General features: G+C 56.6%; 17 protein-coding genes. 8 read left to right on the plus strand and 9 right to left on the minus strand.

Features of this window, described 5'->3' with window-relative positions; genetic code table 11:
• Positions 1 to 16: 16 nt before the first annotated feature.
• Both Fuma_RS10065 and Fuma_RS10070 read left to right on the plus strand, forming a co-directional pair.
• Complete coding sequence (locus tag Fuma_RS10065; protein ID WP_077024025.1) at positions 17 to 2,332, plus strand: PPC domain-containing protein; 2,316 nt, start codon at positions 17 to 19, stop codon at positions 2,330 to 2,332.
• A gap of 39 nt (positions 2,333 to 2,371) precedes the next feature.
• Positions 2,372 to 3,802, plus strand: a complete 1,431-nt coding sequence (locus Fuma_RS10070; protein WP_077024026.1) for a DUF1501 domain-containing protein — start codon at positions 2,372 to 2,374, stop codon at positions 3,800 to 3,802.
• A gap of 380 nt (positions 3,803 to 4,182) precedes the next feature.
• Here Fuma_RS10070 and Fuma_RS10075 read toward each other — a convergent pair whose 3' ends face one another.
• The gene (locus tag Fuma_RS10075; protein WP_077024027.1) at positions 4,183 to 5,112 is read right to left on the minus strand and encodes a GyrI-like domain-containing protein; all 930 of its coding nucleotides are present in this window, start codon (positions 5,110 to 5,112) and stop codon (positions 4,183 to 4,185) included.
• A 151-nt stretch (positions 5,113 to 5,263) separates the two neighbouring features.
• Here Fuma_RS10075 and Fuma_RS10080 point away from each other — a divergent pair, with 151 nt between their 5' ends.
• Positions 5,264 to 5,755: a SixA phosphatase family protein gene (locus tag Fuma_RS10080; RefSeq protein WP_077024028.1), complete on the plus strand. Its 492-nt coding sequence runs from the start codon at positions 5,264 to 5,266 to the stop codon at positions 5,753 to 5,755.
• A 214-nt stretch (positions 5,756 to 5,969) separates the two neighbouring features.
• Here Fuma_RS10080 and Fuma_RS35575 read toward each other — a convergent pair whose 3' ends face one another.
• The 3 genes from Fuma_RS35575 to Fuma_RS10090 all read right to left on the minus strand — a co-directional run bounded on the left by Fuma_RS35575 (position 5,970) and on the right by Fuma_RS10090 (position 7,146).
• Complete coding sequence (locus tag Fuma_RS35575) at positions 5,970 to 6,140, minus strand: hypothetical protein (protein ID WP_169929126.1); 171 nt, start codon at positions 6,138 to 6,140, stop codon at positions 5,970 to 5,972.
• A 119-nt stretch (positions 6,141 to 6,259) separates the two neighbouring features.
• The gene (locus Fuma_RS10085; RefSeq protein WP_077024029.1) at positions 6,260 to 6,700 is read right to left on the minus strand and encodes an Hsp20/alpha crystallin family protein; all 441 of its coding nucleotides are present in this window, start codon (positions 6,698 to 6,700) and stop codon (positions 6,260 to 6,262) included.
• 29 nt (positions 6,701 to 6,729) lie between these two features.
• The gene (locus tag Fuma_RS10090; RefSeq protein WP_158520929.1) at positions 6,730 to 7,146 is read right to left on the minus strand and encodes an Hsp20/alpha crystallin family protein; all 417 of its coding nucleotides are present in this window, start codon (positions 7,144 to 7,146) and stop codon (positions 6,730 to 6,732) included.
• A 553-nt stretch (positions 7,147 to 7,699) separates the two neighbouring features.
• Between Fuma_RS10090 and Fuma_RS10095 the strand changes: the two genes are divergently transcribed.
• Both Fuma_RS10095 and Fuma_RS10100 read left to right on the plus strand, forming a co-directional pair.
• Positions 7,700 to 8,377: a DNA alkylation repair protein gene (locus Fuma_RS10095; protein ID WP_158520930.1), complete on the plus strand. Its 678-nt coding sequence runs from the start codon at positions 7,700 to 7,702 to the stop codon at positions 8,375 to 8,377.
• A 79-nt stretch (positions 8,378 to 8,456) separates the two neighbouring features.
• Positions 8,457 to 12,542: an outer membrane protein assembly factor BamB family protein gene (locus tag Fuma_RS10100; RefSeq protein ID WP_158520931.1), complete on the plus strand. Its 4,086-nt coding sequence runs from the start codon at positions 8,457 to 8,459 to the stop codon at positions 12,540 to 12,542.
• A 57-nt stretch (positions 12,543 to 12,599) separates the two neighbouring features.
• Here Fuma_RS10100 and Fuma_RS10105 read toward each other — a convergent pair whose 3' ends face one another.
• The 5 genes from Fuma_RS10105 to Fuma_RS10130 form a co-directional block, all read right to left on the minus strand.
• Positions 12,600 to 13,598 carry a quinone oxidoreductase family protein gene (locus Fuma_RS10105; protein WP_077024033.1) on the minus strand — a complete coding sequence of 333 codons (999 nt, stop codon included), beginning with the start codon at positions 13,596 to 13,598 and terminating at the stop codon, positions 12,600 to 12,602.
• Between the two features lie 140 nt (positions 13,599 to 13,738).
• The gene (locus tag Fuma_RS10110; protein WP_077024034.1) at positions 13,739 to 17,194 is read right to left on the minus strand and encodes an efflux RND transporter permease subunit; all 3,456 of its coding nucleotides are present in this window, start codon (positions 17,192 to 17,194) and stop codon (positions 13,739 to 13,741) included.
• Between the two features lie 251 nt (positions 17,195 to 17,445).
• A complete protein-coding gene (locus tag Fuma_RS10115) occupies positions 17,446 to 18,663 on the minus strand; it encodes an efflux RND transporter periplasmic adaptor subunit (protein WP_077024035.1) in 1,218 nt (405 codons plus the stop codon).
• A 294-nt stretch (positions 18,664 to 18,957) separates the two neighbouring features.
• Complete coding sequence (locus Fuma_RS10125) at positions 18,958 to 19,344, minus strand: SpoIIAA family protein (RefSeq protein WP_077024037.1); 387 nt, start codon at positions 19,342 to 19,344, stop codon at positions 18,958 to 18,960.
• 438 nt (positions 19,345 to 19,782) lie between these two features.
• Positions 19,783 to 21,417 (minus strand): glycoside hydrolase family protein, encoded by a 1,635-nt coding sequence (locus Fuma_RS10130; protein ID WP_077024038.1) that lies wholly within the window; start codon positions 21,415 to 21,417, stop codon positions 19,783 to 19,785.
• A gap of 197 nt (positions 21,418 to 21,614) precedes the next feature.
• On the opposite strand from Fuma_RS10130, the gene Fuma_RS10135 reads away from it, so the two are divergent.
• Genes Fuma_RS10135 through Fuma_RS10145 form a run of 3 tightly spaced genes read left to right on the plus strand, consistent with a single transcriptional unit; the run spans position 21,615 to position 24,039 of the window.
• Positions 21,615 to 22,382, plus strand: coding sequence for an RraA family protein (locus tag Fuma_RS10135; protein ID WP_077024039.1), 768 nt, complete (start codon positions 21,615 to 21,617; stop codon positions 22,380 to 22,382).
• On the plus strand, positions 22,379 to 23,833 hold the full coding sequence (locus Fuma_RS10140; RefSeq protein ID WP_083731939.1) for a glycoside hydrolase family protein: 1,455 nt from the start codon (positions 22,379 to 22,381) through the stop codon (positions 23,831 to 23,833). The genes Fuma_RS10135 and Fuma_RS10140 overlap by 4 nt, the downstream gene beginning before the upstream one ends.
• Before the next feature lie 14 nt (positions 23,834 to 23,847).
• Complete coding sequence (locus Fuma_RS10145; RefSeq protein ID WP_077024040.1) at positions 23,848 to 24,039, plus strand: hypothetical protein; 192 nt, start codon at positions 23,848 to 23,850, stop codon at positions 24,037 to 24,039.
• The last annotated feature ends 151 nt before the right edge of the window (positions 24,040 to 24,190 follow it).

Raw genomic sequence — 24,190 nt, forward strand, 5'->3', positions numbered from 1 at the left:
AGCTACGAGGAAAATTATGCGACTTAAGACACTGTCAACAACATCGTTCATGGTTCTGCTCTGCGTTGCCGCGTTGGCTTCGGACGCGGTTGCTCAGTCCGTCTGCCTGCCGTCGCCGCGACTGCTGACCACCATGCCAATGGGCGGACAAGCGGGCACGGACGTCGAAATCACGATTACCTGTCAAAACGTCGACGACCCGGAAGAACTGATCTTTTCGCACCCGTCAATCACGGCGACGCCCAAGCTAAACGACAAGGGGCTGCCGGTTGAAAACCAGTATATCGTCAAAATCGGCGAAGACTGCCCCGCTGGTATTCACGATGTGCGAATCATGTCGCGATTGGGGATCTCATCCGCGCGAGCGTTCAATGTGGGCACGCTGCCTGAAGTGACAAGGACGAAGCCGAACATCACTTTGGCTAACGCGATGGCGTTGGATTTGAATTCAATCTGCAACGCGACAATGACCAATCGTCAGGTCGATTACTTTACGTTCGAAGCCGCCAAAGGCCAGCGAATCGTCGTCGACTGTGCGGCAGGCGGAATTGATTCCAAGTTGACTCCTGTACTGATTGTCGCCGATGCAGCGGGCAATGATCTGAACGTCGAACGCCGTGGCGGCGCGATCGATTTCACGGCACCGGAAGCCGGCAAGTATGTCGTGAAGGTTCATGATCTGACGTTCAACGGCGGTGCGACCTACTTCTATCGTCTGGCATTGCAAACGGCTCAGCCAGAACAATCTGTGCCGCGTCTGCCTGCCACCAGTACCGTGAGCTCCTTTTCGTGGCCGCCCGCCAACTTATCCAACGACAGCATCATTGCAGAAGCGGAACCGAACAAGCTTTCTTCAAACGCCATGAAGGTTGACCTGCCGTGTGATATCAGCGGCAGCTTCTTTCCGGCGGCCGATGTTGATGTGTTCGAATTCACGGCAAAGAAGGGCGAGGTTTGGTGGGTGGAAGTCGCTTCCGAACGACTCGGTCGTCCCACTGACGCCAACGTCATTGTGCAACACGTGGCTGGCGATAGTGAAAACGAAACCATCACCGACGTTGCCGAACTCACCGATATCACTCACCCAATCAAGGTGTCGCGGAATCACTATTCGTACGACGGACCTCCCTACCACGCCGGTTCGCCGGACGTTTTGGGGAAGGTTGAAATTAAGCAGGACAGCATTCACCGGTTGCAGGTGCTGGATCTGTTCGGCGGAACTCGCAACGATCCGAGCAACATCTACCGCCTGATCATTCGCAAAGCCAAGCCTGACTTCGCCGTCATCGCGTGGGCGTTGCACATGGAACTGCGAAACGGCGACCGCAACGCTCTATCCAAGCCGCTGGCTCTGCGAGGTGGCTACACGATTCCGCTGGAAGTGGCCGCGATTCGCCGAGACGGATTTAATGGCGACATCAATTTGCAACTAACCAACCTTCCGGACGGTGTCACCGCGACCGGGCTGAAAATTCCGGCCGGGCAAACTCGCGGCATCCTGCTGGTCACCGCCGACGAATCCGCACCGCGAGGGTTAAGCTTCGCAGAATTCACGGCGTCGGCCACTATCGACGGCGCAGAAGTCACACGACACGGGCATCTGGCCGCGCACAGGTGGCCGGTCACGAATGCTCGCTCAGAAATTCCGGCACCGCGTTTGATGGCCAGTTTCCCGGTATCGGTCGGTGGATCCGAAGCCACGCCGATCACGATTGCGGCAGCCGAAGACAAAGTGTGGGAAGTGACTGCTGGCGAAAAGTTAACGATCCCGCTGGTCCAGACTCGTCGCTGTGAGTTCTCCGGCCCCAAAATGAAACTCAAAACCTACGGCCACGGCTTTGATGCGGCCGCCGCTTTCGACGTGCCTTTGACCGCCGACACGTCCGACGCGGTCCTCGACACAGCCGCCTTAAAGACCGCTCCCGGCGAATACACAATTGCCTTCTACGGCAGCGCTGTGGCGAAGTATGCTTACAACCTTCCCGCCGTGCAGGCCGCCGAAGTAGCCGCAGAGGCTGCAAAGCAAAAAGCGGCCGAGATAAAAGCAGAAACCAAGGCCGCAGCGGATGCCGTGGCACTGCTGGCAGACGCTGCAACGCAAACGGAAGACGAAGAGGCAGCCACGGCTCGAAGTGCTGAAGTCGAAGCGGCGAAGACTCACTTAACGGAACTGGAAGCTCGGCAAAAAGCGGCCGATAAAGAAGTGGTGGCCACAGAGGCTCGTTTGAAGCAGGCTCAAAGTCGCAGCAACCCCAAAGACATTGTGGATATCGTGGTTTCGAAACCTGTACGCATTCGAGTGACCCCGAAAACCGAAACCGCAGCGAAGTAGTCGGGAAGGCAACTGCCCACAACCATCGAAAGAACAACCATGAGTCATCAATTTAACGCATCCGACACGACAGTTTGCCCCGGCCCGGGTGGTCGGCGAGGCTTCATGCGCATGGGCCTGGGTGGGTTCGCCTCGCTAAGCCTGCCGGGCATCCTGCGTATGCGAGCCGCCGCGAATGCTGGCGACGCGACGACCGACAAAAAGAAATCGGCCGTGATTATGGTGTGGCAACCGGGCGGTTGTTCGCACATCGACACGTACGATCCCAAGCCGAATTCCGGCAGCGAATACCGAGGCCCCTTCGCGACAATTCCGACCGCTGTGCCCGGCATGCACTTCACGGAACTGTTGCCGATGCAGGCCAAAATCGCGGACAGGTTCACGGTGCTGCGTTCCATGAAGCAAACCGCTGGCGGCCATCCGGCGGGGTCAATGCAAATGCTGTCCGGTGATCCGGCCACGCGAGATAAGCCAAAACCGAAGTACCCGGACTGGATGTCGGTCGCCAATTATCTGAGATCGCTGGATGGCCCGCGCGCCAATCCGGTGCCTCGTTCTGTGGGCGTCAACCCACCCACCACTTACACCGGACCGGCCTACCTGGGCGATGCGTATTCGCCGTTTTCCGTGACGGGCGATCCCAACAAGCCAAACTTTTCGGTACCAAACATCGGACTGTCAGACCTGCACGAAGTCAAACACCTGAACCGCCGATCCACACTGCGTCAGAATCTGGACAACATGCAGCGAGCCTTCGACCAGGCGGGCGAACTGCAGGCGTTGGACGAATTCGAAACTCAGGCGATGACGCTGCTGACCAATCCCAAAACCAAAGATGCCTTCGACCTGTCCAAAGAAGACGACGCAACTCGCGACCGCTACGGCCGTAACACATGGGGTCAACAACTTCTGTTGGCGCGACGTCTTGTTGAAGCGGGTGTGGAAATTTTAACCAGCAGTCTGCGAGGGCCGTTGTGCGGTCGAGTTCAAAACTGGGACGACCACGCGGTCAATCATAACATCTTCGATGCACTGCGTTTTCGAGCTCAAGCGTATGACCAGGCCGTATCCGCGCTGATTGAAGACATCTACGATCGAGGCCTGGACGATCGCGTGCTGGTTGTCGTCACGGGAGAATTCGGTCACACGCCCAAAATCAGTTATCAACCCAGCACGGGCGCAGGTAACGGGAGTGCCGCCGCAGGGACTCGCCAACCCGGCCGAGACCACTGGCCTCGCGCGTTCAGCAACATCTGGGCGGGCGGCGGTATCGAAACCGGTCGTTTTATCGGGGCCACCGACAAGCGAGGCGAAGATTCGATCGAACGCATCTGCAGCGCGGAAGACTTTCTGGCCACCATTTATCATCACCTTGGCATTGATGGTTCCAAGGTGATGATCAAAGACTTCAACGGCCGCCCCACGCCGATTATCAATCACGGTCGGCCGATTGCCGAGTTGATGGGTTAGCCAGCGGCTCGATCTATTCGCCTTGAGAGATCATGCCGCTTTGGGCTCCCGCATAGGCATTGCTCACGTACCTCTCCCAGCGCAGCGTCGGGGGGGAGGTCGGACGGAGCGAAGCCACGTCCGGGAGGGGGCCGCGCATGTCGGCTCGCGGGGGCGAGTTGCGTCTGCCACACCGACGGCTACGTGCGTGCGCCCGCTGGGCGAAAAATCAACGCTCGCATACTCCAGCGGAACAAACTGCTTGTGTCGCGACCAAACCAACGTTCCCGGATTTTGGCCCGTGCATCAGACCTTCCTCCGTACATCGCTGCGCCCGTTCGCCCCGCCCCTGCCTTGGGCTGAATAGGGGAAAGATTCGCCTGGCAGGCGTTTACCTTCTATCACTTCACGTACAGATAGATATCCGTCACCAATTCGGCCTCGGGCGTGTTGTCCGGATCGTTTCGGTACGCTTCAAACGCGGCGCGTTTCGCCAGCTTGATTTTCTTGTAGCGAGCGTACTGATGAGCACCACTCCATGCATTGCCAAGATTTTCGTAGCGGCCGCTGTGGCGAATATGCAGGGCGCGACCTTCTGGCAGGCGAAACTCCGTTAAGTCTGGTGGCGTCTGACAGTCCGCCGACACCGCGTAGCCGCTCGTGAATTCAAACCGACGCTGCTTCAAATCACACGGGTGGTACACGCTAATCATTTCGAAGCCGTCCGGCGGAGACTGACCGGCAAGGACGTTCTTCACTTTAGTGAAGGCGGCATTCATGGTTGGTCCAACATCGTTAGTTGGACACGAATCGCGGACGCCGGCGATTCGACGAGAATCGACCGGTTCAATACCCACGACTTCGATGTCCGAAAGAACTTCGCCGGTTTCGATGTACTCCTTCAGCATCTTCAAACCACGTTCGTAGTCCATGCCGATATACGTCTCAATATTGGACGCCATCCAGAACAGAAACCACGGCAAGCTACCGTTCATCCCCCACGTAATCTTTGTGCCATTCCCATCGGGCTGAAGCTCGAAGGACACAGCCGACTTCGACTTAAACGGTTTTGTGAAGCGGATTTCGTCGTCAATTTTGTTCGGTCGCTGAAGCTGTTTGTGTTCGATCTCTCCCTGCCCGACAACTTCACCTGCCCAGCCGTAAATTGAGTTCACAGAGTTGGGATTGTCCGTGACGATTACCGTCGCCTGCTTGTCGATGCCCAGCCATGGCGACCACTTCGTCCACGTCCCGTAGTCGGCAACCGTGTCGAACACAGTTTCCGGAGTGGCATCAATTGTGATCGAACGTCGAACTTCATACGCTGGCATGGCAGAGGCTTTCTGTAAATGAAACGAGCGATCGCGGCCGCAGGACCGTCAACAGATACAATTTACGCGAACGAAGGCGCGACTGTCGAAGTTCAATAGACGGTCCGCACCTCAATACACCTGACGATAAAACAACGCACCGGAACGTGATATGACTGCCAGAATACTGCTGTTGGTGCGGCACGCCAAGTCAAGCTGGAAACATCCCGAACTGGACGACATCGACCGTCCTCTGAACAAGCGTGGCCGTCGCGACGCGCCGGAAATGGGGCGAAGGCTGTCGCACCGAAAGTTGATTCCGGATCTGGTGCTCTGCAGCCCTGCTGTTCGCACAAAAGCGACTGCTGAAGCGATTGCAGCAGAAGTCGGCTATTCGGCCGATCAGATCGTCATCAATGATGACCTCTACGCGGCTTCCGAACAGGAAGTGCTGGATGCTGTCGCATCAACGGACGACCGCGTGCGAACTCTTATGGTGGTCACTCACAACCCGGTGATCACAGATCTGGCCAATCGGTTTTCACCCACGCCGATCGACAACGTGCCAACCTGCGGAGTGCTGACGGTGACCCTTGAAAGCTGGACGCGACCGGAGCTGGGCGTCCTCGCGGACTTCGACTATCCCAAACGCGAACCCTGTTGACCGCCATCGATCTCGTCGACTTTTCATGGAGACGTGCAGGGCGAATAGTGTCCCACGCGGGGCGGTTATGGATGATTGTCAGTTTCATAGGTGTGGCCGGGGATGGAGCGAGGAGCGAGCGAAACCCCGAGGGTTTCGTTCACTTCGCTCAGTCCAACCCCGGCCACACAGAAACAACCACAGAAATCGATGCGCGTACCTTGGCTCGCGTTCATCATTTCTTTTTGCCGCTCTTCGACTTCGCCTTTTTGCCGGATGCCTTTGCGGCAGACTTCTTTTTCTTCTTCCCGCCTGTTGACTGCTTTTTATCATCGCCACCGAAGATGCTATCCCAACCTGCGACAAACTTTTTGGAGGCACCCGTGTGAACGGTGTATCCGGTCATTGATTTAATCTTTCTGGTCTGCTGGTGAATGAAGTCGTGTGAAGCGCGGATTATCGCACGGGGTGAAATAAAAAAAAGCCCGGCATCGCGAAGAGGCCGGGCTTATCGTGTGGGCCTGTCTACGATTCGTCCGCTTTGCGGATCTCAATCTTTTTAGGCAGCACGGAATCGGATTTGTGGATCGTCACCTTCAGCACTCCGTCGCCAAGTTCTGCGTCGACAGATTCTGAATTCACGTCCTTGCCGAGTTTCAGTTTCCGATGAAACTTGTCGCAACGACGTTCGTCGATCGTGACTTTGGTGCCTTCGTCCAGAACCGGTTGCTGACGGTGTCCCGTAATTTCCAGGACTCCGTTGTCGATGCTGAGTCCGATATCTGCGAGTTCAACGCCGGGCACATCGCATTCCACGACGTAGCGATTGTCGAATTCGTAGATTGTTAACGGTGGCACTTTCGATTGTCCACGTTCTGAATGCAGGACTTCGTTCACAAGCGTGTTCAAGCCCTTGTCCAGTTCGTCGAACAAAGAAAATCGTGGTCGTGTCGATTGTGTATTCATTAAGCTATCTCCTGTTGGAAAGTTGATGGTTAGGATGCGGCGCGGATATCGATTTTACGCGGCTGAAGTTCAGGCCGCTTCGACAATTTCAGTGTAAGCACTCCATTTTTCAGAACGGCATCCACGCTGGCCGGATCAATGGATTCGTGAAGTTTGAGAGTTCTTCGAAATTCACCAAACACCTGGTTACTGAAGATCGCCTTCGCGCCTTCCGGCATTTCGCTTTTTCGGTCGCCAGCGATCGTTAACTCGCCGTTGTCTATTGTGACAGAAATGTCGTCCCGCGATAGCCCGGGCAAGTCGATACTAACGCTCACTCCGTCCTGAGCTTCAACGACAGACAGTTGAGCGAACGGATCGGAAGACAAGCCGAGGTTTCGTTCGAATTCACGACGGACCGCGTCCAGAGGTTCAGACCGTCGAAGAGTGGCGGAATTGCAGTTCATGGATATCGCTCCTTGTTGGATGGTAAGTCTTTTCTTGATGCGGGCCGTCACAAATTGTGCCGGCCATTTCTGCACAGGATGCAATACAAATCCCATGCCAATTACGTATTTCCGATCGTAAAGTATTTATTCATAGCACTTTGCATCAAATTTGAACATCTGCCGAAAACGCCAAAAGCTGCCGTTGTGGCACCAATTATGCGAACTCACGCAAGGCCATAATGGCAGCCTCGACTGTCTAGAGCCGCTTAACCGGTCAGTGACGGTACATGTTCGCCCTCACCCGACACTACGGTTTGACGTTCACTCTTCGACGCTATCGGTTCCGACAGGCGCGTTTTCACACCGTCTGATCGCAATGGTGGCGGAGTCGCTGAAATGAGCCTTTCGCGGCGGTATCATGTGGTCCTGTCGGGCCAGGCGGTTGCCATCAGGTGTCGTTCCAGACGCGGTCGCATGATGGTTGTTTGAAGAACGTATTCGAATTTCGTGGCGGCGGTGCTGTCACCACTGGCTGTTTGGGGGAGTGCACTACATGGATCTGACGGCCGTAATGTCACAATTAAAATCGCTGGGCACATCACAGGCGGTCAAAACCTACAAACGTCACGGCGCGGGCGACGACGTGTTTGGCGTTAGCTATGCGGACTTAAAGAAACTGAAAAAGTCGATCGGCCCCAACCACGACCTGGCTCTTGAACTGTGGCAAACTGGAAACGTAGACGCTCGATCTCTGGCGACAATGGTGGCCGATCCAGACGAATTCACGCCCGCCCATGCGACTCAATGGATGAAAGACGTCACCTACCCGCCTCACGGTGCAGAAGTGGCCGCCGTGATTGCCGAGTCAAATTTCGGCGTCTCCAAAATGCGGCAATGGCGCAAGCAGAAGTCTGAATACGCTCGAACAACAGGCTATTCCATTCTGGCGTGTCTGCTGAAAGACGATCCGGACATCGTTGAAGAATCGGAAGGTCGCCGCATTCTCAAAGACATCGAAATGGAAATTCATCGGTCGCCCAACCGAGCTCGCCATGCAATGGTCATGGCCGTCATCGCGATTGGCGTTTACAAACCCGAGCTGACCGACGACGCTTTGGAAGCAGGCGAACGCATCGGTGAAGTCCAGGTCGACCACGGCGATACCGCCTGTACGACGCCAAAGATTGTCGCGTATATTAAGAAGTCCCTGAAACGGACCAACGGCCGCAAAGCGAAGATTCGTCGGTAGATTAGCGACTCACGATTTTCGCCGCTGCCGGTTTCGCGATGTCCGTTGGACCGTCCCTACCTTTGTCAGGATGATCTCAATGCTCCTTCGATCAATCGCGACAGCCGTCCTGTTGCTAGCGACAGCTGCCAACGCCGCAGACTGGCCAACGTGGCAGCACGACAACCGCCGCACGGGCGCAACAGACGAACAGTTGCCGGTCACGAAGCTGCGGCTGAGTTGGGCATGGCAGTCGGCGACGCCGCCAAAGACAGCGTGGGCCGGGCCAGCAAAGTGGGACGCGTACGCATTCCACCGCAACCTGCCGTCGATGAGGAACTATGATTCCGCGTTCCATGTTGTGGCGGCTCAGGGGCGAGTGTGGTTTGGGTCGTCCGCCGATGACACTCTGTATTGCCTGAACGCCGACGACGGCAAGCCCGCATGGACCTTCACCGCAGATGGACCGATCCGACTGGCTCCCACGTGGTCGGATGGGAAAGTCTATTTCGGATCCGACGATGGTCACGCACGCTGCGTCGATGCCGATGATGGCCGATTGGTTTGGGCGTTCACTCCTGCCGACACATCGCAGCTAATCCTCAACGACGGTCGCTTCATTCCGTTTCAGCCGTGTCGCACAGGCGTCACCGTGGACAACGGCACAGCGTGGTTCGCATGCGCGATGCTGCCGTGGGAAGACGCCTGGTTGTGTTCGCTGGACGCGGCAACTGGAAAAACAGACGGCGAACAGCACTACGTGAAGTCACTGCCCGGGCGAACGATGGAAGGTGCTCCTGCGCTGTCATCAAAGTTCCTTGTGCTGCCGCAGGGCCGAGTTGCTCCGCGAGTGTTCGATCGAACGACCGGCAAAGACCTCGGCGAAATGGTAAAAAGCGGCGGCGGTTCGGTCGTCGTTGTTTCGCTGGACGACAACGTGCTGCACGGTCCGGCCACGGATTCTCGCAAAGGCGGCTTTCGCGAATCCAGCAGTTCCAACCGCGAAGTTGTAGCCGGTCTCGGCACCGGCAACGCTCTTGTTGTCGACGGAGCCACGTCGTGGATGCTGACTGATTCCGAAATCATTGCGTCCAGTTTGACCAAACGAAACGTGCTGTGGAAGGCGGCCTGTGATTGCCCGTTCACGATGATCAAAGCGGGCGACACTCTGTTCGTCGGCGGCGATCAGATGGTCGCCGCTCATTCGGCCAGCGATGGAAAACTGTTGTGGAAACAGCCAGTGACCGGGCGAGCGTTCGGACTGGCGGTGGCGAACGGACGGCTGTTCGCCAGCACGGATGAGGGAGCGATTCATTGCTTTGCGGCGGACGAAACAACAACGGCACCAGCGATCGCCGCGGCTCTGACCGCATCATCAGACGACGCCGCAACTCGCGTCACGGATGTGGTACCGATTGACGACAAACGACTGCTGGGCCATTGGGCGTTTCAGCAGTCGGCCAACGACGGTCTGGTGGTGAAGGCGTTGCATGGATCGGATGTCACCCTATCCGGTCGACCACGGTTCTCGCGGCTTGGCAACCTTCAGGCCATCGAACTTGACGGCAGCGATCAGTCGCTCATGGTTGCTCCTGACTTTCGCAGCGTTCCCGTGCCGACGACGGCATTCACGGCCGAAGCGTGGGTGAAGGTCGATCAGCCTCAGGACTGGGGCGGCATCGTCAGCGTTCTGCAGGACAACGGCGATTACGAACGAGGCTGGTTGCTGGGCTTCAACAAAGACCAGTTTTGCGTCGGAGTGGCATCGGCCGGAGGCGCAGGCAAGATGACCTACCTGAAAGCAAAGCAGCCGTTTGAAACGGAACGCTGGTACCACGTGGCGGGAACCTATGACGGCACGTTGCTGCGGATCTATGTGGACGGCGCCTTACAGGCAGAGAGCGGAGCTCAATCGGGCGAGATTTCGTACCCTGATCGCACGTGGTTCGAAATCGGAGCGTATCACGACAAGGACGAATACCATCGGCTGCGTGGCGCGATTCACGAAGTCGCGTTGTATAGCGAAGCTCTATCCACCGATGAAATCGCGAGCCACTTTCGGCGCAAAAAGTCAGGCCTGCCTGCTCCGACGGAATACGGCCATGTGGCGTCCGGCCCGTGGTTACGGTTTACAGATCCGCACACGGCCGTCGTTCGCTGGACGACGGAAACGCCTCAGCCGAGCGTTCTGCAGTTCGGTACGGAAGGCGAGATGACGAAGCTGTTGGACAAAAAACTGCAGACGGAACATCAGGCAAAGCTGACGGGGCTGAAACGGCAGAAGGTCTACCAATACCGGATCGGCGTGCAGGACGATGATGCGGACAAGTTGCGTTTCACGAAGGATTTTGAGTGCGATAACTTCTTCAACTATTCGCCGCCGACGTCGGACCGGATTCCAGATACCACTGACGTTGCCGCGAGCACACGGGCTCAAGACTTGTTGGCTCAATGCGACGCGGACAACGGCTTGGCCCTGATTTGTGGTGCAGTCGATGTCAAACTCTTGATTCAGTTGTGCAAGAACAGCACGTTGCGTTTCGTGATCGCAGACACCGATGCAGAACGAGTCGATTCGCTCCGAAGGCATCTGTTGCAGCACGGCGTTTACGGCAATCAGGTGGCCGTCCACTTGGTCGACAATCTGGCTGAGCTTCCGTTCGTCGGCCAGTGGGCCAACCTCGTCATCCTCGACGCTTCAGCAGATCCGGCAATGATCAAAGAAGCACAACGGCAAACGCAACCAGATGGCGGCGTGACTCTGCTTTCGCCCATTGCCGCAACGGAGCCGATTCAAAGCTTTGTCATGGTGCCGATAGGCAAATCCAATGGGTGGCAGCGATTCGTCAAGCCTGCTTTGCCAAATGCTGGCGATTGGTCGCATCTATACGGCGATCCTGATAACGCCGCTTTCGCCGGCGAACAACTCGGCGGAGCAAAATCGACGGACGACCTGCGAATCCAATGGGTGGGTCGACCGGGGCCTCGATACCAGGCCGATCGCAGTGGTCGCAAGCCGTCACCGCTGTCGACGGCGGGCCGGCTGTTCATGCAGGGGCTGCATCGCATTATCGCAGTCGATGCGTTTAACGGCTCGATTCTATGGTCAATCGAAATCCCGGGTCTGGAACGCTTCAACATGCCGCGAGACTGCAGTAACTGGTGCGCCAGCCGCGACTATCTGTTCGTCGCCGTGAAAGGCGAATGCTGGAAGATCGATGCTGCGACGGGTGACGTTGTCGACCGAATGAAGGCCGACAAAGCTTCAGAAACGCCGATGGACTGGGGCTATGTCGCCACGCAAAATGGTCGTCTGTTTGGCAGTTCCGTCAAAGCCAACACGTCGTGGACCACGTTCTGGGGCGGCGGCGACACCGGCTGGTATGACGCTCGATCCGGCGCGGTCACCTTCCCCATCTGTAGCGATCGCCTGTTCTGCAACGACACGGATTCCGGCGAACTGACATGGGAATACACTCGCGGCCTGGTTTTAAATTCCACCATCACCGTTGGCGGCGACACGATGTACTTTGTCGAATCACGCAACGCCGACATCATGGCTGGCAAAGACCGACGAATCGGCGACGCAGCATTGTGGAAGGATCTACATCTGGTGGCGATCGATGCAGCCACGGGATCGCCCAGGTGGGAAAAGAAACTGGATCCGATGAGCCAAAAAGTCGTGTTCTTTCTGGCTCACGCCGCCGACCAGCTGACTCTTGTTTCGTCCGCCGACAAGGCTCACCAAGTGACGTCGTATTCCGACAAAGACGGACGTGAGCAGTGGACCCAATCGACCTCATGGCTGGAAGGCAAAGGCGACCACGGCAAGGCGATGTCACGGCCGGCGATTGTCGGAGACCGAGTCTTTGTGAGACCGGGCGTGCTGTCATTGAAGGACGGTTCCGTGTTGCCGCAAAAGTTTCCTTCGGGGCACGGCTGTGGCACCTACGCGTGTTCTTCAGAAGCGGTCTTCTTTCGAGCCGACACGGTCACGATGTGGGATCCGGAAACATCCACGCAATCCGACTGGGCTCGCCTACGCCCGGATTGCTGGCTGAGTACCATTCCAGCCAACGGCATGCTGTTGTCACCAGAAGGCGGCGGCGGCTGCAGTTGCGGCAGCTGGATGGAAACATCCCTGGGCTTCATGCCAAAGGTGTTTGATCAACGGGCAGAACCGTAGGTTGAGGGCAATTTGGTGACCGCACTCAAGCCCAAGGCTTCACTTTCCGCACACCAACTACGGCGTCAGCACAATCTTGCCGCTTAGTGATCCCGAACCGGACAGCGTATTGTCCTCCTGCAGTTGATGAGCCTTCGCGGCTTCGGCCAGTGTGAATTCTGCGCCGATGATGGGCTTTAGTTGGTCGTTTGCCATAAGAGCATTCAGGGCGGTTGCTGCTTCTCGTTGTTCGTCGGCCGAAGCGTTGAACATGGCGAATCCGATGGCTCGCAGATCGTTGACGTAGAATGCGCCCACCGGGAATTCGGGGCGAGCGTCGCGGCCCGCCATCAGGATGTACCGACCTCGCTTAGCCATGAAACGAAACGACGTTTCCGGATCGGGTGTGCGTAGAGTTTCAAACCAGACATTGATTGGCCCGGTCTCCGGCAGGCACTTTTCCAGAGCTTCCGCGACATTTTCGTCGCGGTAATTGATCACGACGTCGGCTCCCAGTGATTCCGCCGCTTTCTTTTTGGCGTCGCTTCCAACGGTCGTGATAACCGTCGCGTGAGCCGCCTTCGCGATCTGGACCACGCACGATCCCACGCCACCGGTGCCGCCGTTCACAAACACGACGTCGCCCGCCTGCACGTCGGCGTGCAGGTGCAGGCCCAAATGAGCTGTAATGCCAGTCAGGGAGACCGCTGCCGCATCTTTGTCCGACACGGAACTGGGCGTCGGGTACAGCCAGCGTTCGTCGATTGCAGCAAATTCCGAAAACGTCCCCTGCCTTCCAGCCAGTCCCTGATTGCTGCCCCATACGCGTTCACCAACTTCAAACGCTGTCGCGCCGTGGCCGACAGCTTCGACCGTTCCTGCAATATCGCAGCCGATCACGTAAGGCTGCGGCAGGTCCAATTTCACGTTACCGCTGCGGATGTATGTATCGATGGGATTGACCGCCACCGCCGCCATTTTCACCAGCACCTGACCTTCAGACGGTGTCGGAGTTGCGACGTCGCCGTATTGAATTTCGGCGACGGAACAGGGTGACGTAATATACGCGGCTTTCATGGAGATGTTTCCGGCAATAGTTGGATCGAGACCAGGCGGGTCGGCCACAAAAAGTACGCCCGTCAGCGTAGCTGATGTCTCATGAGATTGTAACTACGCCGCACGCTCGTCACAGCCGAATCGAATTCGACAGTCGCCAGCTACTTTTCGTGTTCGAACAGTTCGCTGATCGGTTCGTCATGCTGATCGCGGATCAACGCTTTGCCGTCGGCCATTTTGGCGAAGAGGTAGTACAGGCCAGGAATCACCAGCACACCAAACAGCGTCCCCATCAGCATGCCGCCGACCGCCGTCGTACCAATCGTGCGGTTGCCGATGGCTCCTGGCCCGGTCGCTCGCACCAACGGGATCAAACCGGCGATGAAGGCGAACGACGTCATCAAAATCGGTCGAAACCGCAGACGGCCGCCTTCGATTCCCGCGTCCTTAATTTCAAGACCTTCCTGACGGCGCTGGACGGCGAATTCAATGATTAGAATTGCGTTCTTGCCAAGCAGGCCGACCAGCATCACCAGGCCGATTTGACAGTACACGTCGTTTGCCAGACCCATCGCTTTCAAAAACAGAAACGAACCAAACAAGCCCACCGGCAACGACGCGATCACAGCCAGTGGAAGCAAAAAGCTTTCGTACTGACCGACCAGAACCATGTACACAAAGATCACCACGATCAGAAAGATGTACACGGCTGTGTTGCCCGCCTTCGCTTCGTCATACGCGAGTCCTCGCCAGTCGATGTCGAAACCGTTGGGCAGAGTTTCAGCCGCAACTTCCTGAATCGCCGCGATGGCTTCACCGCTGCTGTAACCTTTTGCGGGAGCTCCCTGGATAGGAGCCGTCGGATACAGGTTGTACCGGCTGATTTCGTTCAGCCCCTGCATCTTCACCACCTTCATAAACGAAGAATACGGCACCATTTCGTCACGATCGTTTTTGACGAACATGTTCTTCAGGTCTTCTGGATAACGACGAAATTCAGGAGCCGCCTGAACATACACCTTGTAGAACTGACCAAACCGCACGAAGCCCTGTTCCCACGTGCTACCAATCACGATCGAAAGATTGTCCATCGCGTCGCGGATCGAAACGCCCTTCTGCATGGCCACATCGTTGTCGATCACGATTTCGTACTGCGGATAGTTGGCGGCGAAGAAGGTGAACAGCCCTTTCAGTTCCTTGCGTTTCCCCAACGCTTCCATAAACCGGTCGGTCTGTTCTCCCAATGCCTGATAGTCGCCGCTGTTAGTTTTATCCAGCAGGTTCAATGAAAAGCCACCGGCCGCACCAAAGCCTGGCACTGCTGGCGGTTCGAAGAACTCAAGCTTCACGTTGGCGATCTCCGTCCCTTTCTCTTCCAGTTCTTCGATAATCTGTTTCGACGTCAACGCGCGGTCGGCCCACGGAGGCAGGTTGATGATGCACGTCCCCGCATTGGAACCTCGACCTTCCGTCAGAACTTCGTAACCCGCAATGGAGGACACCGATGTGACGAGAGGGTTTCCGTTTTTATCTTTCAGTTCTTCGCAGATCGCCTGTAGCTCGTGGCATTTGGCATTGGTGTATTCCAGAGTCGAACCCGGCGGCGTTTGTACGATCCCGTAGATCATGCCCTGGTCTTCCAGTGGAATGAAGCCCGACGGAAGTTCGCCGTTTACAAAGAAGATGCCATAGCTGAAGGCTCCGATCACCAGCATCGTCACCAGACGCAGCGTGATAATTCGCTTCAGGACACCGGCGTAACCGCCCGTCACTTTTTCGACGCCGCGGTCAAAGATGTGCAGAAACATCCCCAGAGGCCCGAGTTTTTTGTCGCCGCCAGTGCTGCCGGAAAACGCCGCCCCGAAGTTCCAGATGGCCAGAACTGCGACAACGCCAGCAATGATTTGTTCTCGAGTTTCCGTCAGAGGGAACTGATCGTTCACCAGTTCGTGAACGATCTCAACATGCAACAAGTAGTACATGCCGGCCCCGACGCCCAGTCCCAACAGAACACAAAGCAACGCTCGCAGAACGGTGGCTGAACGGCTACCAGCTTTGTTGATGCCGCGATTCACCAAACCGATCAGACCAGTTTGTTGTGCGCCGCTGCCGTGCGGTTTCAGGATCATTGCACACAGCACGGGCGTTAACGACAACGCGACTACGCCGGAAATCACGATCGACATCGCCATCGTTAATGCGAACTGGCGGTAGAACACGCCGACCGGCCCGGTCATAAACGTAACCGGAATAAACACGGCAGTCATCACCAGCGTGATGGCGATAATCGCGCCGCTGATTTCATGCACCACCTCTTTGGTCGCCTGATACGGCCCCAGATGTTTGGTGTGCATTTTTTCGTGCACCGCTTCCACCACCACGATCGCGTCGTCCACCACCACGCCGATCGCCAGCACCAGTGCGAACAGCGTGATGAGGTTGATCGACATGCCGAACATCAGCATAAAGAAAAACGTGCCGATCAACGAAACGGGAACGGCCAACGTCGGAATCAGCGTGCTGCGGAAGTCGCCCAGAAACAAATAGACGACCAGAGAAACTAAAATGAAAGCTTCAAAAAGCGTGTGGACCACCTTCTCAATAGACGCATCCAAAAAGCTGGACACGTCGTAAGTGACCGCATAATCCATGCCTGGCGGAAACGATGCCTGCTTAATAGATTCTACTTTCTCCTTCACCTTCTCGATCACATCCGCCGCATTGGAACCGGGCGTTTGCTTCAACACGATGGCGGCAGAAGGTAGCCCGTCGATGTCTGAATAGAGGTCATAGAACGAGGAACCCAGCCGAACTTTGGCAACGTCTCCCAGCCGCAGGATCTCACCTTCCGGGTTGGCCTTCAGAATGATCTTCTCGTATTCCTCAGGAGTCTTATATCGCCCGATCCAGGTCAGCACGTATTCCAGAGTCTGTGACGTTGTGCCGGTCGCCTGGCCCAGCCGACCGGGCGAGCCGATCATACTCTGTTCATCCAACGCCTCCATCACGTCTTCCGCGTCCACCTTGTAGGCACGCATACGATCGAGATTCAATTCGACTCGCATGGCATACGATCGGTTGCCCAAAATCGTGGCTCGTCCGACACCCGGAATACGCTTGATTTCGTTCAGTACGTTGACCGTGGCGTAGTTGTACAGAAAGTTCTGGTCAACGTTCGGATCCTTGCTGAAGATGTTCACGTACATCAGCATGCTGGTCATGTTCTGCATCACGATGATGCCTTCGCGTTCAACAATCGGCGGCAGGTTGTTCTTCACTTGTTGCACACGGTTGTTCACGTTCATGACCGCCACATTCGGATCAGTGCCGGGTTCAAAGACAATTTGAATGGTCCCTTCGCCGGCGCTGGTGGCGTCCCCCATCATGTACCGCATGTTCGGCACGCCGTTGATCGCCTGTTCCAGCAGGACCATCGTCGAATCGACCAGGATCTTCGCACTGGCACCGGGGTACGACACCGACACACGCACACTCGGCGGCGCGACGGACGGAAACTGCGAAATCGGCAACGTGTTGATCGCCAGCCCCCCCATGAACAGGATGAGCAGTGAGATGACGATCGCCAGAGCCGGCCGCTGCAGAAATTTTGCGAACATAGATTTGTGCTATCGAAGACTGTCTGCGACCGAATCGCGCAGAAGGTGGGCCTAATTGATTTGCGAAGGACAAGGAGCATCCAACCTCCCCGTCGCGAAGCTTTGGATGGAAGTTCGGCGAGCATAGCTGTGTCCGGCGCGGAGTATGAGCCGGGCGAAGTGCTGCGGCCGGTGTGTGCGGCACTGCGTGGCGTTCTTCTTCCTTCGCTCACCCCCTGCTGCAATAAGCAGCTAAAAGGTGGTTGCGACGGCTACTCAGCGTGGTTTTTCAGCCGGGCCAGAACGTCTTCCGGGTCGCGGAATTCGTATTCAATTTTGTCGCCGTCACGGACCTGACGGATGCCTTCCAGGATGATTCTTTCTCCCACTTCCAGTCCGTGGTTGATCACGAAGATGTCGTCCATCTCGTTCTTGATCGTGATGTCTCGCTGGTGAATCACGCCGTCTTCGTCGACGACGTAGGCGTATCGCTTCGCCAGAATTTCAAAGGTGGCTCGCTGAGGAATCACGATGGCGTCGTTCAGCGTGCGATGAATCAGCACGGTTCCCGTCTGGCCATGACGCAGCAGACTTTGAGGGTTCGGAAAGTCCGCTCGAAAGGCAATGTTGCCGGTTTCGTGGTTGAACTCTGCTTCGATGGCACCGATCTCACCGGGCTGAGGGAATTTTTCGTGGTTCGCGAGGACGAGTTCGACATCCAATGCATGAGCATCCTCACCACCATCCATTGCCTGCTTGTATTCCAGGTACCGAGCTTCCGGCACGTTAAAATAGACCCACATCACGTCGTTGTCTGACAGAGTTGTCAGCACGTCGCCTTCTTCAATCAGGCTGCCAAGCTGTTCGTGCTGGCGGTCGACAATGCCGTCGAACGGCGCCTTGATATCGGCGAAGTCTAACTCTGCCTGAGCCAGCTTTACTTTCGCCTTCGCCTTATTCAGCTTGGCTTCCACAAGAGCCAACTCCTGCGGCGACACAATTTTTTGCTCAACCAGCTTCAGCGTATTGTTGTATTCCACCTGCACAACCTGAGCTTCCGCTCTGTCGGCGTCCAGACGCGCCTCATACAAGACAGGCAGAATATGAAACAGCACGTCGCCCTTCTTGACTGCCTGGCCTTCTTTGATATGGATCTGTTCCAGATACCCACCTTCTAAAGCTCGCACTTCAATGTGGCTGCGCGAATGAATCTGGCAGACGTATTGCTGAGTACTAATCACGTCCTTCGCGACTGGACTGGTCACCAGGATCTTGTGAACGGCGTGGTGTTCTCCTTCACTGTGCTCGTCTCCGCCGTGCCCTTCCTCACCGTGCTCCGCATGGGCCTGCGATTCACCATGTTCCTCAGCGTGGATCGTGTCTGTGCCCGCAACGGCGAACAGCGATGTGTACTCGCCCAACTTGTGATACGCGGTCACTGACAGCGTTGACATTGCCAAAACAACGGCGGAAGCGGATGCAACTTTCATAGCGTTCATTCTTACTGTTCGAAACCGCGCTCAATGAACAGCGGCGTGGAAATGACGCGGCAACAACTCACATGCGGCGAAGCGTCAAAAGGGCGTGCAAGTGCCTGCAGACGTCTGCAGTTTTTTGCTTGTCGAAGCCGCAAACTCTTGCGACTTCCAACTTGAAATCGCCGCTGCTGATGGAGAAAATCCCCAGTAAAATACTGCGTTTTCGGCATCAGTCGCGGAGGGAGTCAGTTCGAAAACCGGTCTCCGAAACCCCATTTCGCAAACGGTGCGCCAATTGTCGAAAACTCAAAGATCGTCGTCGGCTGCGGCGATCCAGTCTTCCATTTCCGCCGCTTCGCTGTTGTCGAAATACCGAATTTCAGCCACTGTGAACGGACGACAAAACAACGCCATTCCGTGCTCCCACAGCCTGTCGCCGATCATGGCGATCCGGTCGATGTCGCGGAAGTGCTTCCAATCGAATTTCGCGTCGTGCCACAACGCCGCCAGTGACCAGCCGCGGAAGTCGATCATCTCGAAGACGATCCGAATTCTGCCATGCTCCTGAATCTTCTGCTCGATTTGAGGCACGAAGAACTCGTAGTCTTCGATGGTCAGTCGACCGGATATCTTCAGCCGAACAATGTTGCTGCGGTCTGAGACAAGTTCCACGTCACTCATTTGCACACTCATGATTACACTCCTGAGAAATCCATCCGGATGGCCAACGACTGTTGCATTTCTGATGACTGGCGATTGCAACTTTGAGGCCAAACTCATCGGCGCAGCCAAAACGCAGCCTTCGCAGAGTAGGCGCTGACCGAATGCCGCCGCGTATCTGAATCGATCTTTGTGGGATCGGGGGCGATGTGTGTGGCCGGTGAACTCCCGGGGTTTCCTTCGCTTCGCTCAGGCCAACCCCGGCCACACGCGCAGGAGCCGTGCTGCCATTTTGGTGCGGAGCTCTTTTAGTGCTGTGCCGACATTTGATGGCGGCTGAAGTTCGCTCAAGAAAAGCTCGTAGCTATGCCACGGTTGAGCGGCCTTCACCTGCAGCTCTGTGCATGGACGTGCAAGAGTCTGCAGGCTGGGTGGCCCGTCACTCAATGGCACTCAAACGTCGTTTGGCGACTAACGAAGATACATCGCGCTGAAACGAATGTCCGTTTTCTTCGTGCCTTCGAACGTCACTCGGACACGCACTCGCTTCGGGAGCTGCTTCAATTCGCTGCGGCCGCTCCACGTCACGGGCGTCTGGAATCCGCTAGCGTTGACGCGCGCGGCGTTCTGTCCCGAATAGTTCGGCAGTGGCTTCAGCAGGTGATCCAGCAGCTCGACTTTCAAATTGGCGTCGTCACCCAGCCCTTCGGCATTCATGAACATCTGGTGCGGCCCCGGTTCGATGTCGACGGACGACGTCAGAAAACTGCTGACTGTTTCCTCCATCTGGTAGTCGCCGGTGCCTTTGGTTGTTTCGTCAACGACCAGGTCGGCAAACCGATCGCGCGGCAGCGTGGCAATGCCAACTCCCCCGCGCGGTGGTGAACTCTCCCAGACTCGCGGATCCCACGCACCGTAGTAGACGTATGTTTGATGGCCCACATTTTCAAAGCCCTGCCCCTGCAGCAATCCGCCCTGATCCCATTCGCCATCGTCGCCACGTTTCAGGAAGATGTGTTCATGAGCAGGTTCACGGAAATGCACGCCGTTGTTGCTGACGACAAAGCCAAGATCGATGGTGAGGTCTTTCCATTCGGGTGTGCCGTGCCACATGCCGGATATGCCGACCAGAACATTGCCGCGGTTCCAGACGCTGATGCCTTCATGAGTCTGCTCGCCCATGCGACTCTTGCCCGGACCCAACAGTTGATGCTGCGGAGTCCGTACAAACTGAATCGCGCTGGTGTGGCTCCACTTCGCAAAGTCGGATGAAACGAAGGTTCTCGACACTCGACCATGATACGGCCGCGCGGCCATGATCGCGTTTTGCCCGGACAGATAAAACAGGCCGTCCCACTTGTACAGACCACCGACCGGTTCGAAGTGCAGCGGCGGAATGACGGTGTCCGCTTCCAATAATTCTGCGTCCACAGGATCGGCGTCGACGGCCAGTTTCCACGTCAACCCGTCAGCGCTGACATACGGTGCGAGCGTTCCGTTGCGACGAGTGCTGCTCTTCGGAGTCCAAACATGAGCCCCCATTTTGTAGCGGCGGTTGGGATCCGGATCGTCCGGATCGAACAGCACTTTCAAATTCAGCACGCCGACGCTGGGATCGAGCTTCACAAGATTGTTGTTGGTGTTGCCACCGGATTCGACCAGCCCCAGATTTGGCTTGTCCCAGTGAACACCATCGTCACTTTCCGCATAGGCGACTCGCCACGGCATCGAACGCGGAAGCTTCTTGTTCTGCCGTTCCGCCTTTGACACGGCCACGTACCACATCCGAAACTTACCGCTGGCTGAGTCTCGAATGACCGAACCGTAAAACTGCACCGCCCACGAATCGCAGGATCCCTCGGGGCCTCGTGCCACCACCGGGTTTGACGCGTGGCGTTCGGGCGATCGCATCTCCAGCTTCAGGTTTTGAGTGAACGGGATCGAAACATCGTCGAATGCAAACAGCGTCACGGCCTGTGTTTCATCGAAGTACGAACTGTTGGCCAGCTCTTCGTCGGCAGTCGCGGCAGACAGCACCATACAAGTGCTGACAGCGATTGTGGTCGCCAACGCCGCAAGCCGTCCAACTGCATTTGACACTCTCATCAGTTCCGCCTTCCTGTATTACGTCAGTTTCGCCAGAGACCAGAGTGTCACCAGCAATTCGGCCACCCAAAAATGAAATAGCCTGTATCCAACTTCATCGTCGCATGCTAAACGGCATCGTTGACACTGCGGACCCATTAAATACCATATATTTCGTTCTTTCAATCGACACGCACCCTGAATGGTGAGGGCGACCGATGCCAAACTCCGAGCCCACACCCGCCATCCAGCGGACTCACCTGCAGCAGTTGGCGGAATACGATACCGCCCTGCTGGCCAACCTGATGCGGTTTGTCGATACCACGCCGACTCATCTATGGTACATGAGCAACGAGATCCGTGCGCTGCTGCCGGACGTCGGTCCCACGGTGGGGGTCGCGGTCACGTGTGAGCTCGATACAAGCACGCCGGACGATGAATCAGACGGCAACGCCGACGATTTCTGGACACAGCTTTCTCAAATGGAAGCGATGGATGTGCCGACCGTTTGGGTGGTGAAATGTGTCGGCAGCCGACCGCAACATGAATGCATCATGGGCGATGGAATGGGGAAGCTGCTGCACGCGGCCGGCTGCGTTGGGGCGGTCACAGACGGCGGCCTGCGTGACCTGCCGGGCCTTCGCACAATTGGCTTTGCCGCTTACGGAAGCGGTGTCACGATTCATCACTGCAACCTTCGCTTTCGCCGCATCAATACGCCGGTCGACATTGGCGGTATCACAATCAGCCCTAGTGATGTCATTCACGCGAATGCGGAAGGTGTGATTCGGATTCCTGAAGCCGCAGTCACGAAGCTAGCCGATCGAGCTCCCGCATACCGAGCATTCGAACACGATGCTCATCAATTGTTTCGTCGCACTGATATCACCTCGGCGGAAAAGCGTCCGTTAACAGACGCAATACTGAAAAAACACGGCTTCAGCGACTGCCTGTCGACAATAGAAAACGAAGAAAGTGGAACATGAAAACACGCCTGTCGCGCGCCGCGTCGATTCTGGCAATGGCCGTCATTGTGTTGGCGAAGGCCTCCGTCCTTTTCGCTCAACCTGTGGATATCGGGTCGCGACGTGAACTATTTGTCGACCGGCTGTTGATCGATCGCATGGACGGCGTTGATCTGCGTCTGCATCACCCGGTCAAGGCACCACGTCCAAAGTCGCCACTTCCGGAAAAGCATTACTTCACGATCCTGCACGATAAAGACGACGACGGCCCGTTGTTCCGAGCGTATTGGCGAGAAACAGATCCGGACTATCGCGGGCCAACCCACACGGGACATCCCGGTGAAATGGTTTGCTATGCAGAAAGTCGAGATGGTCACGAATGGACGTTCCCGGAACTCGGCCTGCACGACATTCGCAGTTCGCGCGGCAACAACGTGATTCTGACAAAACAGCCACTGGTCCTCACTAACTTCACGCCCTTCATTGATACTCGTCCCGGCGTAAAACCTGCCGAACGCTACAAAGCACTCGGCGGCTACCCCGGCCCCGGCGACAAACGTGGAAAATCAGAAGCAGGATGGGGCCTCTTCGAATTCGTGTCTGAGGACGGAATTCGCTGGACGAAGAAGAACGAAGTCATTCCCTATCAGCCGGAATGGCGGCACGCGTTTGATTCACAGAACGTTTCGTTTTGGTCGGCCGCTGAACAGCAATACGTCTGCTACCTTCGCACATGGACGCCCGGCGAACGCCTGCGCAGCGTCAGTCGTACGACTTCGCCGGATTACCAAACGTGGACGAAGCCGGTGGCGATGAATCCCAACCTTCCGGGCGAGCACCTTTACACAAATCAGACGCATCCTTACTTTCGAGCTCCCCACATTTATATCGCGACACCGACACGCTTCGTTCCTGATCGAGGCGACGCGCCGGGCTATGACAAGAAGGACGTCAACGCGACCGACATCCTGTTTATGTCGACTCGCGCTGGTTCAGAAAAGTACGACCGAGTCTTCACCGAAGCCTTGATCCGGCCAGGGCTGCATCAAGAACGCTGGCGGAATCGATCTAACTACGTCGCGTTGAACGTCGTTCCGACCGGGCCGAACGAAATGTCGATCTACCACCGCAGCGGCGACCGCTACGTGCTGCGTACCGACGGGTTTGTATCCGTCAACGCGGGTTCTGATGCCGGCGAGCTGATTACTCGCCCGTTGATCTTCTCGGGCAAAGAACTGCACCTGAATCTTAGCACGAGTGCCGTCGGATCGATTCAGGTCGAAGTCCAAACGGAATCCGGAACACCGATCCCCGGCTTCACGCTCGCTGACTGCCCGGCCGTCTACGGAGACGGCATCGATCTGGCGGTGAAGTGGTACAACAATCGAGACCTGTCCACGGTGGCCGGGCAAGCAGTTCAGCTTCGCTTCGTGATGAAGGAATGCGACCTGTACTCGTTTCAGATTCGGTAAACGCAGGCTCGCAAATGTCAACGCGGTCCCACTTGGGCAGTTCGCCGGTGGAGGCAACCGTGGAGTTGATCGGGGCAGGCAAAGAGTTACCGCTTCTTACGGCGTTGGTCTCGGTTGTCCCCGGCCAAACGGTGCCGGACGCGAAAGCAATCGGTCAGGAGCCAACACGGATCTTTATGGAGCCAAAAACTCAGCGAGACCGCTGAACGAATCGCAACGCATCGTGGGTGCCTTGAAAGCAGCGGGCGGTAACGTGATATTTGCAATCTCCCCCAAAGCCGGACACGATGCGTGCTCGGAAACCGACATCAACCTCGACTTGTACCAGTGGCTACTGCGGCAACGCAGGTGAGCCGA

It is taken from the genome of Fuerstiella marisgermanici, from assembly GCF_001983935.1.
GTDB classification, from domain to species: domain Bacteria; phylum Planctomycetota; class Planctomycetia; order Planctomycetales; family Planctomycetaceae; genus Fuerstiella; species Fuerstiella marisgermanici.

Excerpts from the sequence above, each read along its gene's own strand:
- Fuma_RS10105 (WP_077024033.1), bottom strand. The coding sequence starts at position 13,598 with ATGAAAGCCGCGTATATTACGTCACCCTGTTCCGTCGCCGAAATTCAA.
- Fuma_RS35575 (WP_169929126.1), bottom strand. The coding sequence starts at position 6,140 with ATGACCGGATACACCGTTCACACGGGTGCCTCCAAAAAGTTTGTCGCA.
- Fuma_RS10065 (WP_077024025.1), top strand. The coding sequence starts at position 17 with ATGCGACTTAAGACACTGTCAACAACATCGTTCATGGTTCTGCTCTGC.
- Fuma_RS10110 (WP_077024034.1), bottom strand. The coding sequence starts at position 17,194 with ATGTTCGCAAAATTTCTGCAGCGGCCGGCTCTGGCGATCGTCATCTCA.
- Fuma_RS10115 (WP_077024035.1), bottom strand. The coding sequence starts at position 18,663 with ATGAAAGTTGCATCCGCTTCCGCCGTTGTTTTGGCAATGTCAACGCTG.
- Fuma_RS10085 (WP_077024029.1), bottom strand. The coding sequence starts at position 6,700 with ATGAATACACAATCGACACGACCACGATTTTCTTTGTTCGACGAACTG.
- Fuma_RS10070 (WP_077024026.1), top strand. The coding sequence starts at position 2,372 with ATGAGTCATCAATTTAACGCATCCGACACGACAGTTTGCCCCGGCCCG.
- Fuma_RS10125 (WP_077024037.1), bottom strand. The coding sequence starts at position 19,344 with ATGAGTGTGCAAATGAGTGACGTGGAACTTGTCTCAGACCGCAGCAAC.
- Fuma_RS10075 (WP_077024027.1), bottom strand. The coding sequence starts at position 5,112 with ATGCCAGCGTATGAAGTTCGACGTTCGATCACAATTGATGCCACTCCG.
- Fuma_RS10130 (WP_077024038.1), bottom strand. The coding sequence starts at position 21,417 with ATGAGAGTGTCAAATGCAGTTGGACGGCTTGCGGCGTTGGCGACCACA.
- Fuma_RS10140 (WP_083731939.1), top strand. The coding sequence starts at position 22,379 with ATGAAAACACGCCTGTCGCGCGCCGCGTCGATTCTGGCAATGGCCGTC.
- Fuma_RS10090 (WP_158520929.1), bottom strand. The coding sequence starts at position 7,146 with ATGAACTGCAATTCCGCCACTCTTCGACGGTCTGAACCTCTGGACGCG.
- Fuma_RS10080 (WP_077024028.1), top strand. The coding sequence starts at position 5,264 with ATGACTGCCAGAATACTGCTGTTGGTGCGGCACGCCAAGTCAAGCTGG.
- Fuma_RS10145 (WP_077024040.1), top strand. The coding sequence starts at position 23,848 with ATGTCAACGCGGTCCCACTTGGGCAGTTCGCCGGTGGAGGCAACCGTG.
- Fuma_RS10135 (WP_077024039.1), top strand. The coding sequence starts at position 21,615 with ATGCCAAACTCCGAGCCCACACCCGCCATCCAGCGGACTCACCTGCAG.
- Fuma_RS10100 (WP_158520931.1), top strand. The coding sequence starts at position 8,457 with ATGCTCCTTCGATCAATCGCGACAGCCGTCCTGTTGCTAGCGACAGCT.
- Fuma_RS10095 (WP_158520930.1), top strand. The coding sequence starts at position 7,700 with ATGTCACAATTAAAATCGCTGGGCACATCACAGGCGGTCAAAACCTAC.